This is a genomic window from Mesorhizobium sp. B2-6-4, from assembly GCF_006441495.1.
GTDB lineage: Bacteria > Pseudomonadota > Alphaproteobacteria > Rhizobiales > Rhizobiaceae > Mesorhizobium.
The window spans coordinates 40,115-56,492 of record NZ_VFUE01000024.1 but is presented as its reverse complement, the minus strand read 5'-3'; the positions used below and the strand labels follow the sequence as shown (position 1 = coordinate 56,492).

Annotated in this window: 16 protein-coding genes; 4 read left to right on the top strand and 12 right to left on the bottom strand. The window is 64.2% G+C overall.

The features are described 5' to 3' along the window. Positions 1-78: 78 nt before the first annotated feature. The 5 genes from FJ426_RS26690 to FJ426_RS31535 all read right to left on the bottom strand — a co-directional run bounded on the left by FJ426_RS26690 (position 79) and on the right by FJ426_RS31535 (position 4,178). On the bottom strand, positions 79-306 hold the full coding sequence (locus tag FJ426_RS26690; protein WP_140494359.1) for a DUF680 domain-containing protein: 228 nt from the start codon (positions 304-306) through the stop codon (positions 79-81). A gap of 44 nt (positions 307-350) precedes the next feature. Next, positions 351-554: a DUF680 domain-containing protein gene (locus tag FJ426_RS26685; protein WP_140515477.1), complete on the bottom strand. Its 204-nt coding sequence runs from the start codon at positions 552-554 to the stop codon at positions 351-353. Positions 555-1,059: 505 nt separating this feature from the next. Next, a complete protein-coding gene (gene dapB, locus FJ426_RS26680; protein WP_140561855.1) occupies positions 1,060-1,833 on the bottom strand; it encodes a 4-hydroxy-tetrahydrodipicolinate reductase in 774 nt (257 codons plus the stop codon). A gap of 8 nt (positions 1,834-1,841) precedes the next feature. After that, positions 1,842-3,935 carry an ATP-dependent helicase gene (locus FJ426_RS26675; RefSeq protein ID WP_140561853.1) on the bottom strand — a complete coding sequence of 698 codons (2,094 nt, stop codon included), beginning with the start codon at positions 3,933-3,935 and terminating at the stop codon, positions 1,842-1,844. A 69-nt stretch (positions 3,936-4,004) separates the two neighbouring features. Continuing rightward, positions 4,005-4,178 carry a hypothetical protein gene (locus tag FJ426_RS31535; protein WP_181169231.1) on the bottom strand — a complete coding sequence of 58 codons (174 nt, stop codon included), beginning with the start codon at positions 4,176-4,178 and terminating at the stop codon, positions 4,005-4,007. A 110-nt stretch (positions 4,179-4,288) separates the two neighbouring features. Here FJ426_RS31535 and FJ426_RS31530 point away from each other — a divergent pair, with 110 nt between their 5' ends. Next, entirely contained in the window at positions 4,289-4,429 is a 141-nt protein-coding gene (locus FJ426_RS31530; RefSeq protein WP_181170994.1) for a hypothetical protein, read from the top strand. A gap of 213 nt (positions 4,430-4,642) precedes the next feature. On the opposite strand, the gene FJ426_RS26670 is transcribed toward FJ426_RS31530, so the two are convergent. From FJ426_RS26670 to FJ426_RS26660, 3 genes are read right to left on the bottom strand one after another with little or no spacing between them, the layout of a single operon-like run. Continuing rightward, positions 4,643-5,800 carry a M20 aminoacylase family protein gene (locus FJ426_RS26670; protein WP_140558877.1) on the bottom strand — a complete coding sequence of 386 codons (1,158 nt, stop codon included), beginning with the start codon at positions 5,798-5,800 and terminating at the stop codon, positions 4,643-4,645. A gap of 18 nt (positions 5,801-5,818) precedes the next feature. After that, positions 5,819-7,045 carry a Zn-dependent hydrolase gene (locus FJ426_RS26665; protein ID WP_140558876.1) on the bottom strand — a complete coding sequence of 409 codons (1,227 nt, stop codon included), beginning with the start codon at positions 7,043-7,045 and terminating at the stop codon, positions 5,819-5,821. Beyond that, on the bottom strand, positions 7,042-8,250 hold the full coding sequence (locus tag FJ426_RS26660; RefSeq protein ID WP_140558875.1) for a diaminopropionate ammonia-lyase: 1,209 nt from the start codon (positions 8,248-8,250) through the stop codon (positions 7,042-7,044). Before FJ426_RS26660 ends, FJ426_RS26665 begins: the two co-directional genes overlap by 4 nt. Positions 8,251-8,346: 96 nt before the next feature. On the opposite strand from FJ426_RS26660, the gene FJ426_RS26655 reads away from it, so the two are divergent. Together FJ426_RS26655 and FJ426_RS26650 are read left to right on the top strand one after the other, a co-directional pair. Then, a complete protein-coding gene (locus FJ426_RS26655) occupies positions 8,347-8,835 on the top strand; it encodes an Lrp/AsnC family transcriptional regulator (RefSeq protein WP_181172806.1) in 489 nt (162 codons plus the stop codon). Positions 8,836-8,904: 69 nt separating this feature from the next. Beyond that, positions 8,905-10,047: an NAD(P)/FAD-dependent oxidoreductase gene (locus FJ426_RS26650; protein WP_140825652.1), complete on the top strand. Its 1,143-nt coding sequence runs from the start codon at positions 8,905-8,907 to the stop codon at positions 10,045-10,047. A gap of 11 nt (positions 10,048-10,058) precedes the next feature. Here the strand turns inward: FJ426_RS26650 and FJ426_RS26645 are convergent, their stop codons facing one another. The 4 genes from FJ426_RS26645 to FJ426_RS26630 all read right to left on the bottom strand — a co-directional run bounded on the left by FJ426_RS26645 (position 10,059) and on the right by FJ426_RS26630 (position 15,620). Then, positions 10,059-12,167: a molybdopterin oxidoreductase family protein gene (locus FJ426_RS26645; RefSeq protein ID WP_140558873.1), complete on the bottom strand. Its 2,109-nt coding sequence runs from the start codon at positions 12,165-12,167 to the stop codon at positions 10,059-10,061. Between the two features lie 157 nt (positions 12,168-12,324). Further along, on the bottom strand, positions 12,325-14,202 hold the full coding sequence (locus FJ426_RS26640) for an ABC-F family ATP-binding cassette domain-containing protein (protein WP_140494379.1): 1,878 nt from the start codon (positions 14,200-14,202) through the stop codon (positions 12,325-12,327). Between the two features lie 136 nt (positions 14,203-14,338). Next, positions 14,339-14,788 (bottom strand): MucR family transcriptional regulator, encoded by a 450-nt coding sequence (locus FJ426_RS26635; RefSeq protein WP_140494381.1) that lies wholly within the window; start codon positions 14,786-14,788, stop codon positions 14,339-14,341. A gap of 319 nt (positions 14,789-15,107) precedes the next feature. Beyond that, entirely contained in the window at positions 15,108-15,620 is a 513-nt protein-coding gene (locus FJ426_RS26630) for a DinB family protein (RefSeq protein ID WP_140494383.1), read from the bottom strand. Between the two features lie 65 nt (positions 15,621-15,685). On the opposite strand from FJ426_RS26630, the gene FJ426_RS26625 reads away from it, so the two are divergent. Then, on the top strand, positions 15,686-16,378 hold the full coding sequence (locus FJ426_RS26625) for a glutathione S-transferase family protein (protein WP_140494385.1): 693 nt from the start codon (positions 15,686-15,688) through the stop codon (positions 16,376-16,378).

The following is a 16,378-nucleotide window of genomic DNA, read 5'->3' as shown; positions in this document are numbered from 1 at the left end:
CTTGGAGGATTGGTCATGCGCAAAAAACAAGAGCGGCGGGCCAGGCCCACCGCTCTTTGTGGTCGAAGACTTACAGAATCAACGGCCCCAGATGCCCTGGCCAGACTGAGCCGGCACGTTGGCATTCGCGTCGCCCTGCGCCTTTATGGACTTGGTGATCGAGCCGGTATGCGTGGTGTCGATGTTGGAGGTCGACTGGTTGGCAACCGGCTGGTTGACATTGTTGGAACCATAATTGTCGCTGCCGGCAAAGGCGCTGCCCGTGGCAATGAGAATGGCGGCGGCGGTAAGAGCGATCTTGGTCATTTCTTTACTCCTGAGTTCAAGTTGGTTGATGTCGGCAGTCGCGATTAGCGGCCGAAAAGGTTGCGGTCGGCGCCCTGCGAAGCCGGGGCCTGGACGGTTCCGTTCGTCTTCGAGGTCGAAGCGGTGACGGAATGGTCGACAGCGGCGGCGGGCTGATTGGCGTTGGCCGAACCATAATTGTCGCTGCCGGCGAAAGCGGTGCCCGTGGCAACGAGGATGGCGGCGGCGGTAAGAGCGATCTTGGTCATTTTGGTTACTCCAGTATGTTTGTTCTGTCCGTCTAGTGGCGTGCCCTTGGGAGGATTTCGCGTCGCTCGGACCACCCCGAGATGGGTCTGCGGTGTTGTCGTTTCCAGTCACGAAAATGTGCCAAAAAAGCTGTGGGACGGCCCTTGAAATTGAAACGACATCGCTGGCTGCCACAATTTTATCTTGTTGAACCAACGGTTTATTGAGAAAACTCCATTGAGCCCACCCGTTTGCGCAGAGCGTACGTTCACCGTTTGATGTACGGTCCGTCAACATAAATCGAACCGAACGGTTCGGTCTTATCTACGTAAGGCCCGCGCAAGTGGCCGCATCCGGGCGTTTGCTTTGCGGCTGGGTCGACATTGTCGCTTGCAAACGGGCTGAAGGACGCGCCAAGAGGCGCGCCGCATTCTCCACGCGGAGGCTTCGCCTCCGGTCGCGGCAGGCGCAAGCTTTCAGTCATTTTGCCGACTGGAGAAATGGAAAGCGGCGGGTTCTGGCCCGTCAAGAAGCGCCAAAGCCAAGGACGTCGCGCATACCGTATTGACCGGGCGGTCGCCCGGCCACCCAGAGGGCTGCGGCGATGGCGCCACGGGCGAACATGACGCGGTCCTCGGCCGCATGCGACAGGGTGACGATCTCGCCCCCGGTGCAGAAGCTGACGCTGTGCTCGCCGACGATGCTGCCGCCGCGCAGCATCGCGAAGCCGATCTCGCCGGCAGGCCGCGCAGCAGTGGCACCATCGCGAACACGCCTCGCCATCGCATTGAGTTCGACGCCGCGTCCGTCGGCAATGGCTTGGCCGAGCATCAGGGCGGTGCCCGATGGCGCATCGATCTTGTGGCGGTGATGCGCCTCATAAATCTCTGCATCCCAGTCCGCGGGACCGAGCGCTCTCGCCGCCTGCTCGACCAATCCGACCAGCATGTTGAGCCCAAGCGAAAAGCTGCCGGAGCGCACGATGGCAACGGTTTTCGCGGCATCGGCGATGGCTGCCAATTCAGCGTCACCGAAACCGGTCGAGCCAATGACCATGGCAGGCCCGCGACGGCCGGCGCAGGCTCTCGCCAGATCGGCCGATGCCGCCGGCGTGGTGAAATCGATCACCACATCGGCCAGGCCGAGCGCCTCGTCGCGACTGACCAGGCCATCGCCGACGACGCCCGGTCGATGAAAGCGGGCAGTAAGCGCCAGCCGCGAGTCGGCCTGCACGGCGTCCGCCATCTGGCGCCCCATGCGGCCGAGCGCACCGGCAATTGCGATCCTGACTGGCGCCATCGCCGCGACTATTTCCACATGCCGCGCATGCGCGCGCCAATGTCGACGCGTATCTCCGGCCGGGGCGCCCTGCCCGGTGCTGCTTGCGCGCCCGGCCATACCGTCTGTTCGAATGCCGCTAGGAGGGAAGCCGGGATGAAGCGCGTGCGCGAGGCATAGACATGACGGTCGCCGCGCGCCGCCTGGCCATGCGGAAAGAAGCGCTGCGGCATGACCAGGTTGAGGCTGTCCTTGGCCCTTGTCATCGCCACGTAAAGCAGCCGGCGCTCCTCCTCGATATCTTCCCTGGTACCAACACCGAGATCGGCCGGAATGCAGCCATCGACAGTGTTGAGCACAAACACGTTCTTCCACTCCTGGCCCTTGGCCGAGTGGATGGTCGACAGGATCAAATAATCCTCGTCGCGGTGCGGCGGCCCGGCCTGGTCGCTGGTCGCGTCCGGCGGATCGAGCGTCAGCTCGGTCAGGAACCGTTCGCGCGAAGCGTAGCCGGATCCGATCTGCTCGAGCTGCAGAAGGTCGGCCCGGCGCGTGGTTGCGTCCTCGTGGATGCGCTCGAGATGCGGCTCGTACCAGAGCCTGACCTGTTCGAGATCGGCCGGCCATTTGGCGCCGGCACGCAGGCCGGAGTAGAGCGAGACGAAGCCCGGCCAGTCATCCGCCGCGCGCTGCGGCGGCCGCCAGCCGGCAAGGCCCATCGCCTCGTCCAGCGCCGATGTCATCGTCTCCACGACCTGCGCCGCGGCCGAGGGGCCGATGCCCGGCAAAAGCTGCAGCACGCGAAATCCGGCGACGCGGTCGCGCGGGTTTTCGGCAAAGCGCAGCACCGCCAGCACATCCTTGACATGAGCGGCATCGAGGAATTTCAGCCCACCGAACTTGACGAAGGGAATGTTGCGCCGCGTCAGCTCGATTTCCAGCGGCCCGCTGTGGTGCGAGGCGCGAAACAGCACCGCCTGCGATTTCAGCGCCGTGCCGGCCTCGCGCTCGGCCAGGATGGCCTCGCAGACGAAATTGGCCTGTTCGACCTCGTCGCGTACAGTCACCAGCCTCGGCTTGGCGGCGGATTTGCGTTCCGACCACAGATTTTTGGTGAAGCGTTCCGAGGCCTCGCCGATCACCGCATTGGCGGCGGCCAAAATGGTTTCGGTCGAGCGGTAGTTGCGCTCCAGCATCACCACATCGGCGGCCTGCGCGAATTGGTTTGGGAAGTCCAGGATATTGCGCACCTCGGCGGCGCGGAACGAATAGATCGATTGCGCATCGTCGCCGACCACCGTCAGCCCGGCGCCATCGGGTTTGAGCGCCATGAGGATCGAGGCCTGCAGCCGGTTGGTATCCTGGTATTCGTCGACCAGCACATGGTCGAAGCGCCCGCCCAGATGCATCGCTATCTCCGGTTCGGCCGTCATCTGCGCCCAGTAGAGCAGCAGGTCATCGTAATCGAGCACGTTCTGCGCCTGCTTGGCCTCGACATAGCCGGCGAACAGCTGCTTCAGCTGTTCGCCCCATCCGGCGCACCACGGAAAGGCGGAGCCCAGCACCTCGCCGAGCGGCGCCTGCGCGTTGACGGCGCGCGAATAGATGGCAAGGCAGGTGCCCTTGGTGGGAAAGCGCGCTTCCGCCTTCGAGAAGCCGAGTTCGTGCCGCACCAGGTTCATCAGGTCGGCCGAATCCTCGCGATCGTGGATGGTGAACGCCGGATCGAGGCCGATCTCCTGCGCGTAATCGCGCAGTAGCCGTGCACCGATGCCATGGAAGGTGCCGGCCCAGGTCAGCGCGTCAGTGACGATCGAGGCGTCACGGCCGAGCACCTCGCCAGCGATGCGCTCGACGCGCCTGGCCATTTCGGAGGCGGCGCGACGTGAAAACGTCATCAGCAGGATGCGGCGCGGATCAGCGCCCTTGACGATGAGATGGGCGACGCGATGCGCCAGCGTGTTGGTCTTGCCCGAGCCGGCGCCGGCAATGACCAGCAGCGGTCCGGCGATCCTGCCGTCGCCATGCTCGACAGCCTGGCGCTGGGCGTCGTTCAGCCTTGCGAGATAAGCAGGCTGGTCGGTCGGTTCCCGAAATGTCGAATCATGAGCGGCAAGGTTCATCGCCCATCAAGCATCGTTTCCGCTTTGTTCGCAACAAGGAAGCGGCGCGGCGAGCTCAGCGTCGACAGGTCAGCGTTCCGGATCGACACCCATCGCCGCAGACTGCCTGCGCAATGCCTCCCGATCATTCTTCGGGACTGGCAGCAACAGGGGATCGACGGTGTCGGGTACGTCCTCGATCAGCTTGCGCGCGAGGCGGTAAGTGACGAAGGCGATGGTGCAGGCCAAGAGCAGACGGATCATCCAGCAGTCCTCCTTTGCCTGATCCAACCGGAGACATGAGCTTTTGTTCCTCGGCTTGATCGTCGCAACCAAACGGAGGTCGTCTCGTTGTCAGACGAGAGGAGGTAGCGATGAAGAAGCTCTCCCTAGGCCTTCTGCTGATCGTTCTGGCCGTGTCGGCCTGCGACAACAACGTCCCGCCAACCAAGGCTCCGGCAGCGGAAAACCCGCACACCGACGGCAATCCTGTAGCCGATAAGACCGGCAAATGAGTTGACATGCGTGCAGCAACGCCGCGGACCACGGCGGGACAGCACAAAGCACAGCCTGGAGAGGACGGCCGGCGCCGCTTGGGAGGTGCCTGATAGCGCCGGCCAGGCGGATATCAGGTCCGCCGCAATGTGGATGTTAGCTGAGTCTTGCCGTAGCGTCATGGGGATTCCACCCCTTTGGCTTCCCGCCAAATTCCGGAACGACCGCGCCGTTCATGCTCCCAATCGCCGTCTGACGACCGCGGCATGGAAATTCGTGCCGAACAGCAGGCCGTCATCGTTGAAGTCGTAGCTCGGATTGTGCAGCGGCGCCGTGTCGCCATTGCCGAGGAAGACAAAGCAACCGGGCACGTGAGCGAGGAAACGGGCAAAATCCTCAGAGCCGGTCATCGGCTCGCGGGCGACGGCGACGCCTTCGGGCAGGAACACGTTTCCGGCGGCTGCAAAGGCCTCGTCGACCAATTCGGCGTCGTTGTGCAGCGGCACGAATTCCCTGCTGTAGGCGACCTCGGCGGTGACGTTGTAGGCGGCGGCGGTGCCGGCGGCGATGGTGCGCATCTGCTTCTCGATCTCGGCGCTGACCTCGGGGCGAAAGCTGCGGGCGTCTCCCAGGATACGGGCAAGGCCGGGCAGCGCGTTGCGGGTGCCGTCGGTGATCAGCTCGGTTACCGAGACCACCGATATGTCGGCCGGGCTCAGCCGGCGCGAGACGATGGTTTGCAGATTGGTGACCAGCGCGCAAGCGGCGACCAGTGTCTCCCGGCCGTCCTGCGGCCCGGCAGCGTGGCCGCCGAGGCCTCTCAGAACAATCTCGAAGATATCCTCGGCCGACATCATCGGGCCGGGGCGGGTTTCGAAATGGCCAATCGGCAATCCGGGCAGATTGTGCAGGCCGAAAATCTCATCGAAGGGAAAGCGGCGCATCAACCCATCGTCGAGCATGGCCAGCGCGCCCCTGCCCCACTCCTCGGCCGGCTGAAAGATGAAGCGCACCGTGCCGTTGAACCCGCCCTCCCCGGCCAGCAGCTTCGCCGCGCCGAGCAGCATGGTGGTGTGGCCGTCATGGCCGCAGGCGTGCATGATTCCGGGATTTTGCGAGCCATAGGCCACAGCCGATTGCTCGGTGATGCGCAGGGCATCCATATCGGCCCTGAGCGCGATCGCCCTGTTGCCGCTGCCGCGCTTCAGCGTGCCGACGACGCCGGTGCCGCCGACGCCCTCGGTCACATCGTCGAGGCCGAATTCGCGCAGTTTGGCAGCGACGAAGGCCGCGGTGCGCTTTTCCTCGAACCCGAATTCCGGATGGGCATGCAGATCGCGCCGCCAGCCGGTCATCTCCTGCTTCAAGGCATCGAGATCGATTTTGGCCATTTCTCCGCCCCTCTCAAACTAGGTTGCAAGTCGGGTGACGACATCGAGCAGAATGTTGGCGCCGGCGACGAGCTCGGTATCCTCGGTGTATTCGCGCGGATTATGGCTGATGCCGCCGGCGCTCGGCACGAAGATCATCGCGGCAGGTGCGATACGCGCCATCATCTGCGCATCATGGCCGGCGCCGGACGTCATGCGCTTCGAAACCAGCCCGCGACTGATGGCAGCGGCCTCGATCAGCTCCACGATGCGGCTGTCGAAGATCACCGGCTCGAAGCGCGCCAGCCGCTCGACCGAGATCGTCACGCCTTCGGCGGCGGCGAGTTCTTCGAGGTGAGCGGCGAGTGCTGCTTCCTCCGCCTGCAACCGGTGCTCGAAAGGATCGCGCAGGTCGATGGTGAAGACCGCTCGCGAGGGAATGACGTTGATGGCGTTGGGCTCGAAACGCATCGTGCCGACGGTGGCGACGGTCGGCGTGTTCGAAGCCTTGGCACGATCGTGCAGGAAGGCGACGACACGGGCGGCCGCATGGCCGGCGTCGCTGCGCATCGACATCGGCGTGGTGCCGGCATGGTTGGCGACCCCGTCGATGGTGATGCGCTGCCAGGAGATGCCTTGCAGGTTTTCCACCGCGCCGATCGGCACGCCTTCGCGCTCCAGCACCGGGCCCTGCTCGATATGCAGTTCGAGATAGGTATGCGGCTTGAGGAAGCCCGGCTGCTCGTCGCCGGCATAGCCGATGCGCGCCAGTTCCTGCCCGAGCACGCTGCCGTCCGTCCCCACGGCCGCCAGCGCCTCGTCGATCGCAACACCGCCGGCATGAACCAGCGAGCCCATCATGTCGGGGGAATAGCGCACGCCTTCCTCATTGGTGAAGGCGGCGACGGCCAACGGGCGCAACAGGACAAAGCCTGACGCCTTCAGTGTCTCGATTGCCTCCAGCCCGGCCAGCACGCCGTAGCAGCCGTCATAAATGCCGGCATCTATGACCGTATCGATATGCGAGCCTATCAGGATCGGCGCCTGCCCGGCATTCCCAGGCGTCCGCCAGATGCCGAAGATATTGCCCATGCGGTCGATGGCGACTTCGAGCCCCGCCTCGCGCAACCAGCCGACGAAGCGGTCGCGGCCCTGCCGGTCGGCGTCCGAGGCGGCAAGCCGCACCAGCCGGCCCTCGCCGTCGCGGCCGATGGCGCCGAGGTCCCGAATACGGTCAAGCAGCCGCTGCGCGTCGACCGAGATCATGGCGTTGCTCCAGAAAGTACTTTGCCCGCAAGTACATCCGCGGCGGCCACGCCGACGAGTTCGGCATAACGCTTGGGATCGGTTGCACCTTCGGTGTTGACGACCAGCACCCGCGAGAGCCTGTCGAGGCCGAGTTCGCCCCTGTTGTCGGCCAGCGCCCGGACCAATCCGGCCAGGCCGACCCCGCCGCTTTCGCCGGCAACGATGGCCGGATCGCCGCCGGCCGGCCGCGCAAGCCTCCGCATCACAGCGACCGCATCCTCCTCGTCGACGGTCATGAACGCATCGGCGGCACGCGCCAGCACGCGCCAGGCGACAGGCGACGCCTCGTAGCATTCGAGCATCGCCATGACAGTCGCTTCGCCATGCGCGATCTTGACAGGATGGCCAGCCCTGGCGGCGCCCAGGATGCAAGCGGCACGTGCGGGCTCGACCACGGTGAAGACCGGCCTGGCATCACCGAGCACGATGGCGAGATGGCCAGCCACGGCAGCGGCAATGCCGCCGACCCCGGCCTGGACGAAGATGTGGGTGGGCGGTTCGCCGAGCTGGCGCAGCGCCTCGCGCATGATCGCGGTGTAGCCTTGCATGACGAGGCCTGGAATGCGCTCATAGCCCGGCCACGACGTATCGGACACGACGGTCCAGCCCTTGTCCGCCGCGACGCGTGCGGCTTGCCTGACCGAATCATCGTAGTTGCCGTCGACGCGGATCATCTCGGCGCCGTAGCGGGCGATAGCCGTGATGCGCTCGTCGCTGACGCCGGCATGGACGAAGATCGCCGCCCTCGCGCCGACAAGCCGCGCGCCCTGTGCCACCGAGCGGCCGTGATTGCCGTCGGTCGCGCAAGCCATCGTCATGGTGGCGGCGACCGCCCTGACATCGGGCTGATCGAGATCGGCGATGCCGAGCGGCCTGCCAAGCCGGCGGCCGGCTTCCTCCAGCACCAGATGAACGACGGCATAAGCGCCCCCAAGCGCCTTGAAGCTACCGAGGCCGAGGCGAAAACCCTCATCCTTGAGGTGGATGGCGCCAATGCCCAGTTCGGAGGCCAGCGCCGGCAGCGCATGCAGCGGCGTCTCCTGATGATTGTCGCGATGGGACAGGAAACGCTCGGCCGCGTCGGCCCCCGCAACCCCGAGCGTTTCGGCGTCGACCGGATCGAGTGGGCTGCCGTGCAAGGCATTGCGGTTGAGCAGGAACATCAAGGCCTCCTTGGCTGACGACGAGACTATATTGCAAGGCAGGCGCAAAAAGCGCTGTATTCAAGGTGCCGAAATGCAAGTTTGTTTCTTCAGGACATGCCATTGCCCGCTTTGCCAGCCTCGCTCGACAGTTTCGACCTCGCCATTCTCGCCGTGCTGCAGAAGGACAACACGACGCCGCAGCGACTGATCGGCGAGGCCGTGAACCTGTCGGCGCCGGCGGTGCAGCGCCGTATCAAGCGCATGCAACAGACCGGCGTCATCGCGGCCAATGTCGCGGTCATCGAACCGGCGGCGGTCGGCCAGCCCATCACCATCTTCGTCGAGGTCGAACTCGAAAGCGAACGCACCGAACTGATCGACGCGGCCAAGCGGCAATTCCTGGCGGCGCCGGAAGTCCAGCAGTGCTACTATGTGACAGGCGAGGCCGACTTCATCCTGGCCATCACGGTGGCCGACATGAGCGCCTATGAGGCGCTGACGCGGCGCCTGTTCTTCAACAGCAGCAACAATGTCCGCAAATTCCGCACCTTCGTGGCCATGGACCGCGTCAAGGTCGGCCTGACGGTGCCGCTGCCGGGATGAGCGATCAGGTTGCATGTCTGGCATGCTTTCGCCATTCTCCGCATCGCGAATTAGCGGCGGGAGGCGCGCTTGCACGACACCAACCCGGTTGCGATCATCGGTGCCGGGCCGGCGGGCCTGGCCGTTGCCGCGTGCCTGCGGCAGGCCGGGGTCGACTTCATCTTGCTTGAAAAAGAGCAGCAGCCCGCTCCCGCCTGGCGGCGCCACTACCAGCGCGTCCACCTGCACACGACCAAGCGCTATTCATCCCTGCCCTTCGTGCCCTTCCCCAGGCATTATCCGCGCTATGTGCCACGTGATCTGTTCGTCGAATACCTCGATGCCTATGCGCAACGCTTCGATCTGCGGCCCCGCTTTGGAGAAGCGGTGCGGGCGATCGGCCGACAGGGCAGAAGCTGGGGCGTCGAAGCGACATCAGGCACCGTGCGCGCTTCCCATGTGGTGATTGCCTCGGGATACAATGCCGAGCCGCTGATGCCGGCATTCGCCGGCGCCGGCAGTTTCAAGGGCAAAAGTCTGCACAGCGCGGATTACCGCAACAACACGCCGTTTGCCGGCCAGTCGGTGCTGGTCATCGGCATGGGCAACACCGGCGCCGAGATCGCGCTCGACCTGGCGGAAGGCGGCGCGCATCCGACGATCTCCGTGCGCGGCGGCGTCCATATCGTGCCGCGCGAACTGCTCGGGGTGCCCATCCAGGTCGTCAGCATGGCGACGCGCCTGGGGCCGCGACGCGTCAATGACGCCGCGTTCCCTATCATCCTCGATCTGGTGTTGGGCAGGCTGGAGAAATATGGGCTCAAACGGCCCAAGCAGGGATTGCTGGAGCAGATATCCCTGGCGTCGCGCATCCCGGTGATCGATGTCGGCACCATCGGCAAGATCCGCGAAGGCGCGATCAAGGTCGCGCCCGACATTGCCGAGATATCAGAGGGCGGCGCCCGTTTCGTCGATGGTCGTCACAGCGACTTCGACGCGATCATCTTCGCCACCGGCTACCGCCCAGCCTATGCCAAATTCCTCCAGCCCGGCGTCGAGCCTGGCGCCAGCGGCGTCAATGCGCGCGCTTCGGAACTCGGTCTTTATCTCGTCGGCTTCCACAATTCGGTCACCGGCCTGCTGCGCGAAATCGGAATCGAAGCCCAGGCGATCGCCGACGACATTCGTCTCCGGCAGAACAGAAAAAGGACGGCCGAAACCCTGCCGGTATGAGCTGAGGCCGCTCAGCTTGCCTTGCGCAGCCACACCTTGTTGTCGTGGAATGCCGCGCCGCCATAGGGTGCGGGTGCATCGGCGCCAGTCAGCACGTTGATGCCCTCGCCGCGCTCATGCGCGCTGTTCGGCCAGATGCCTTCGGCGATCACCACGCCGCGCTTGATGCCGTCGAACAGCCTCGCATGCAGCACCACCTCGCCGCGCGCATTGCCGAGTTCGACACGATCGCCCTCTGCCAAACCGTGTGCGGCGGCATCGTCGGGATGCAAGAGCAATTCCGGCCGGCCTTCCTTGGCCTTCGACACCGGCGTTTCGGAAAAGGTCGAGTTGAGGAAGTTGCGTGCCGGCGACGTAGCCAGCCGGAACGGATGCGCCTCGTCGGCAACCTCGATCAGGTCGACATGATCAGGAAATTGCGGCAACTGCTCCACCGGGCCGAACAGGCCCATGCTTTTCGGCGGCCTATTGGGGGCGGCTTGTCCGGTCCAATCGGCGCGGAAGCGGAATTTGCCGTCCGCATGGCCGAAGCCCTTGGTGAAATGCGCGGTTTCGAAATCCGGCTGCAGGTCGACCCATTTCTGCTCCTTCAGGCTGGCAAAGCTGCCCAACCCGCGCTTGCCCAGGATGATGTCGATATGCTGCTGTTCGGTGAGGCCGAAGCCCGGCCTGTCGGCGACTCCGAGGCGCTCAGCCAATTGCTCGATGACGAAATGGTTGGTGCGCGGCCCTTCCGGCGGCTCGATCAGCTTCGGGCCGAGCGTGATGTGCTGGTTGCCGCCGCCCTTGTAGATGTCGTCATGCTCGACGAACATCGTTGCCGGCAGCACGACGTCGGCGAGCTTGGCCGTGTCGGTCATGAACTGCTCGTGCACGCAGGTGAACAGATCCTCACGCAAGAAACCCTGCTTCACCAGTCGCTGCTCGGGCGCGACATTGGCCGGGTTGGTGTTCTGGATGAGCAGCGCCGTCACCGGCGGCCCGCCATAGAGCGCATCCGGCGCCCCCGTCAGCACCGGGCCGATGCGCGAATGATCGAGAAAGCGGATCGAGGGATCGCGCATGCGCGTGCCCTCCAGCACCTCCTGGTTGAGCTTGAAGATGCCGGAATTGGAATGGAAGGCGCCGCCGCCCTCATATTGCCAGGCGCCGGTGACGGCGGCGATGCAGGAGGCGGCATGCATGTTGACCGCGCCGTTGCGCTGGCGGGCAAAGCCGTAGCCGAGGCGGAAATAGGTTTTCCTGGTCGTGCCGACGAGACGGGCAAAACTCTCTATCTCGGCCACAGTCAATCCGGTGATCGCGGCCGCCCATTCGGGTGAGCGTGTGCGCAGATGCGCTTCCAGACCTTTCGGGTCATCGGTGTATTTCTCGAGATAGGCGCGGTCAGCCAAGCCTTCCCTGAACAGCACATGCATAACCGCGCAAGCCATCGCGCCATCGGTGCCAGGCTTCAGGACAAGGCCCATATCGGCCTGCTTCATCGTGGCGTTCTCATAGACGTCGATGACCACGATCCTGGCACCGCGCTCCTTGCGTGCCTTGATGGCGTGGGTCATGACGTTGACTTGGGTCACCACGGCATTGGTGCCCCAGATCACCACGCAATCGGACTTGGCCATTTCGCGCGGGTCGGGACCGCGCAGCGCGCCCGCCCCCATCATCCAGCCGGTCCAGGCCAGGTTGGTGCAGATCGAGCCGAAGAAGCCCGAATATCTCTTCGCATGCCGCAGCCGCTCGATGCCGTCGCGCTGCACCAGCCCCATCGTGCCGGCATAGAAATAGGGCCAGACCGTCTCCGAGCCGTATTTTTCCTCGGCCGCGATGAACTTTTCGGCGACGAGGTCCAGCGCCGCCTCCCAACTTATTTCCTGCCAGGCGCCCTCGCCCTTGGCGCCTTTGCGCACCAGCGGCTTCAGCAAGCGGTCGGGATGGTGGACGCGGTCGGCGTAACGAGCAACCTTGGCGCAGACGACGCCGGCCGTATAGTTGTTGGACTTGGCACCATGGACGCGGCCGATGCGGTTGCCGTCAAGCAACTCGACCTCGAGCGCGCAGGTCGACGGGCAATCATGCGGACAGGCCGAATGGCCGATGCGAAGGCTGGCGTGCTGGTTCATGGGGTTTGTTTAGCGGGTTTCGGGCAAGGCGTGTAGGGCCAGATCTGACCGTCCCCTTGAAGGAGAGGGTCGGCGCGTAGCGCCGGGGTGGGTTGTGGCGCAGACCCCCACCCCGCTCCGCTTCGCGGATCGACCCTCCCCACAAGGGGGAGGGTAACTACTCCGCCGTGCCTTCCTCGTATTCGGCCGACATGGTCAGCCACTTTTCCTCGTGGCCGGCGAGCGTCTGGGCGAGTTGCGATCGCTCCTTCGCCAGCCTTGTCGCCGTCGACGGATCCTTTTCGTAGATCGCCGGGTTGGCCAGTTCGTCCTCGATGCCGTCGATGCGCTTGCGGATGCGGTCCATCAGCGCTTCGGTGGCGCGAATTTCCTTGGCCAGCGGCTCAAAGGCGGCGCGGCGCTGGGCCGCCTCGCGGCGGCGGTCGGCCTTCGAGGCTTTTTCCGCCTCGCGCCGCTCGCGCCGGTCGCCGGACACGCCTGTGACCAGCGTCTTGTAATCTTCGAGGTCGCCGTCATAGGGGTTGACGGCGCCATCCTTGACCAGCCACAGCCGGTCCGCCGTCGCTTCCAGGAGATGGCGGTCGTGCGAGATCAGGATGACGGCGCCGGGGAACTCGTTCAGCGCATGGATCAAGGATTCGCGGCTATCGATGTCGAGATGATTGGTCGGCTCGTCAAGGATGAACAGGTTCGGCCCCTCGAAGGCCGACAGACCCATCAACAGCCGCGCCTTCTCGCCGCCGGACAGGTCTTTCGCCGCCGTATTCATCTTTTCGGTCGTGAGCCCAAACTGGGCGACACGGCCGCGCACTTTCGATTCCGGCGCTTCGGGCATCAGCCTGCGAACATGCTCGTAGGCATTTTCCTCAGGCCTGAGATCGTCGAGCTGGTGCTGTGCGAAGATCGCCACCTTCAGCCCGGGCGCCACGGTCATGGTGCCGGTCTCCTGCTTCAGGCGGCCGGAGAGAAGCTTGGCAAAGGTCGACTTGCCGTTGCCATTGGCGCCAAGCAGCGCGATGCGGTCGTCGGCATCGATGCGCAAGGTCATCTTCTTCAGGATCGGCTCACCGGGTGTATAGCCGACATTGACATTGTTCAGCGCGACGATCGGCGAGGCCACCGTCTTCACCGGCTCCGGGAAAGAGAATGGCCGCACCGTGTCGTTCACGATGGCCGTGATCGGCTTCATCTTTTCAAGCGCCTTGATGCGGGACTGAGCCTGTCTTGCCTTGGATGCCTTTGCGCGAAAACGCTCGACGAAGGATTCCATATGCTTGCGGGCGGCTTCCTGCTTGATGCGGCCCTTTTCCTGCTGTTCTTTCTGCTCGGTGTACTGGCGTTCGAACTGGTCGTAGCCGCCGCGCCAGAAGGTCAGCTTCTTCTGGTCGAGATGGACGATCGAGTTGACGGCGCGGTTAAGCAGGTCGCGATCGTGCGAGATCAGCAGCACCGTGTGCGGATATTTGGAAACATAGTTTTCGAGCCACAGCGTGCCTTCGAGATCGAGATAGTTGGTCGGCTCGTCGAGCAGCAGAAGATCGGGTTCGGAAAACAGCACGGCAGCGAGTGCCACGCGCATGCGCCAGCCGCCGGAAAACGAGGAGGCCGGGCGGCGCTGCGCGGCGTCGTCGAAGCCGAGACCGGCCAGGATGGTGGCGGCGCGCGACTCGGCCGAATGCGCGTCGATATCGGCCAGCCGCATATGGATGTCGGCAATACGGTGCGGATCGGTCGCCGTCTTTTCCTCCTCGAGCAGCGCCGTGCGCTCGAGGTCGGCCTTGAGCACGATCTCGATCAGCGGCTCCTCGGTTCCGGGCGCTTCTTGCGCCACCTGGCCGATCCGCGTGTTCTTCGGCAGGCTGATCGAGCCCGTCTCGGAAGGGAAATCGCCTGTTATGGCCTTGAACAGCGTGGTCTTGCCGGTACCGTTGCGGCCGACAAGTCCGGCCTTGGTGCCGGCCGGCAAGGTCAGCGAGGCATGGTCGAGAAGCAAGCGCCCCGCCATGCGCAGCGAGAGGTCGTTGATGATAAGCATGGCCGCGCTTTTGCACGGGAGACCGGCGCTTCGCAAGACCTTGCGGGCCGGTTGGCCACGCAAGGCATGAAAACGGCGCGCGAAATGGCGCCGTCAACATCGCAGCTCAGAGGCTTCCGGCTGCGGTCGGCCGCGCTCAGGCGCTGGCTTTGCCGCGCTTTGTCGCCTTGGCCACGGGGGCCGGCGCTGCCGGCTTGCGGCCAAGTCCCGTCGACTTCGCCAGCGCTGACCGTGTCGCTGAGTAGTTCGGAGCGACCATCGGATAGTCGGGCGGCAGGCCCCATTTGGTGCGATACTCATCCGGGCTCAGCCCATAGTCCGTCCTGAGGTGCCGCTTGAGCGACTTGAACTTCTTGCCGTCCTCCAGGCAGACGATGTAGTCGGGAAAAACCGACTTCTTCGGGTTCACCGCAGGAACCAGGCTTGGGCTTTCCGCGACAACGGCACCTCCGAGCTTTCGCACCGAGGCACTGACGCTGGCAATCAGGTCAGGCAGGCCGGAAACCGGCAGCGGGTTGTTGCCGACATAGGCCGAGACAATGTCAGCGGTCAGCTCGATAACGGTCTTATCCTCGATATTTGACAAATCTTTCACCCTATTTGCGACAAAATCATCTACCCCAGAGAAGAATTTCGTCGATGCATTTATTTAACCGCGTCCCCCAAACGGACCAGCAAATCTCAAAACGAATCAAGACTTGCAGTCAAATATTTTTTAGGGAAATCGGCTCCGTGCAAACTAGAAAAGCTAATTTTTCGGGTCGGCAGACTTAGGCGGCCCGGTTGGAAGGCCAATATCTGTAAAACACGCGCCGTCGGTCATAACGCGCTCCAACGTCTTTCGGCCCTCAGTTCGCAGTTTCCGTGAAACGGTGAAAACTGCTCTATCGCAGCCGGCGGCCGAATCAGGCGTATGCGCGCCCTTCCTCGGTGCGCTGGAAATGCGCCAGGTCGAGCTGCACGGAAGGGCGGCCCAGAACCGTCAGGATCATATGGGCCTGGCCGCGGTGGTGGGTCTGGTGGTTGAAGACGTGGTCGAGCGCCGGAGCCAGCCGTTGCGAGACGGTGCGCATGTCCGATACCGTCATGTATATAAAGCGGCCCGACAGCGCCTTGTCGCTCAAACCGCCAACCCAGTCGACGATCCGCCGGTCCTCCGCCTCGCGCGCCATGCGCAGGCCCGGCAACGCCTGGTACAGTATGGCGTCCAGCGCCGTCGGCGCATCGCCCTCGCCGGTAAAGCGCTTCATCCAGATGCGATCGGCGGCCAGGAGATGGTTGAGCGTGCCCTTCATCGAGCCGAAGAAAGCGCCGACGTCGCGATTGAATTCCTCTTCGTCGAGATCGGCGGCGGCATCGTAGATGCGGCCATTGGCCCATTGATTATAGGCCGCAAACATCATGAAGTGCCGTTTCATCTTTTCTCCCGCCGGCCTGTGTCGAGGCGTTGCGGGATACCTAAACCGCAAGGAAGCCGCCGCCAATGACCATTCTGCTTTATGATCTCGTCGGACGCGACGCCACCCGCCCGTTCAGCCCGCATTGCTGGAAGGCGACGATGGCGCTGGCTCATAAGGGGCTGGAGATCAGCGCGGTGCCGACACGTTTTCTCGAAGTGCCCCGCGTCGAGGGCGGCGCATCGAAACTCGTGCCGGTGATCCGCGACGGCGAGACGGTCGTCGCGGATTCCTTCGCCATCGCGCTTTATCTCGACGAAACCTATCCGGACCGGCCGTCGCTGTTTGGCGGCGAAGGCGGCAAGGCCATGGCGCGCTTCATCGAGCGCTGGTCGCAACTGACCATCCATCCCTATGTGACCACCGCCGCGATCATGGACCTTTATGCCATGCAGGATACGGAGAACGCCGCCTATTTCCGCCAGAGCCGGGAGCAGCGCCTGGGCAAGAGCCTGGAAGAGGTGATGGCCGCGCGGGATGCCGGGCTTGGCAATTTCAGGGCTTCGCTGGAGCCGCTGCGCTCGATGCTCGCCTATCAGCCATTCATCGGCGGAGATTCGCCCCTGTTCGCCGACTATATCGTGTTCGGCGCGCTGCAATGGGCACGCGTCGCCTCGCCCTACCCATTGCTCGACGACCACGATGTCGTGGCGCAGTGGTTCGCCCGCTGCCTCGACCTGCATGGCGGGCTGGGTCGAACGGTTGCGGCGGCCGCGTGA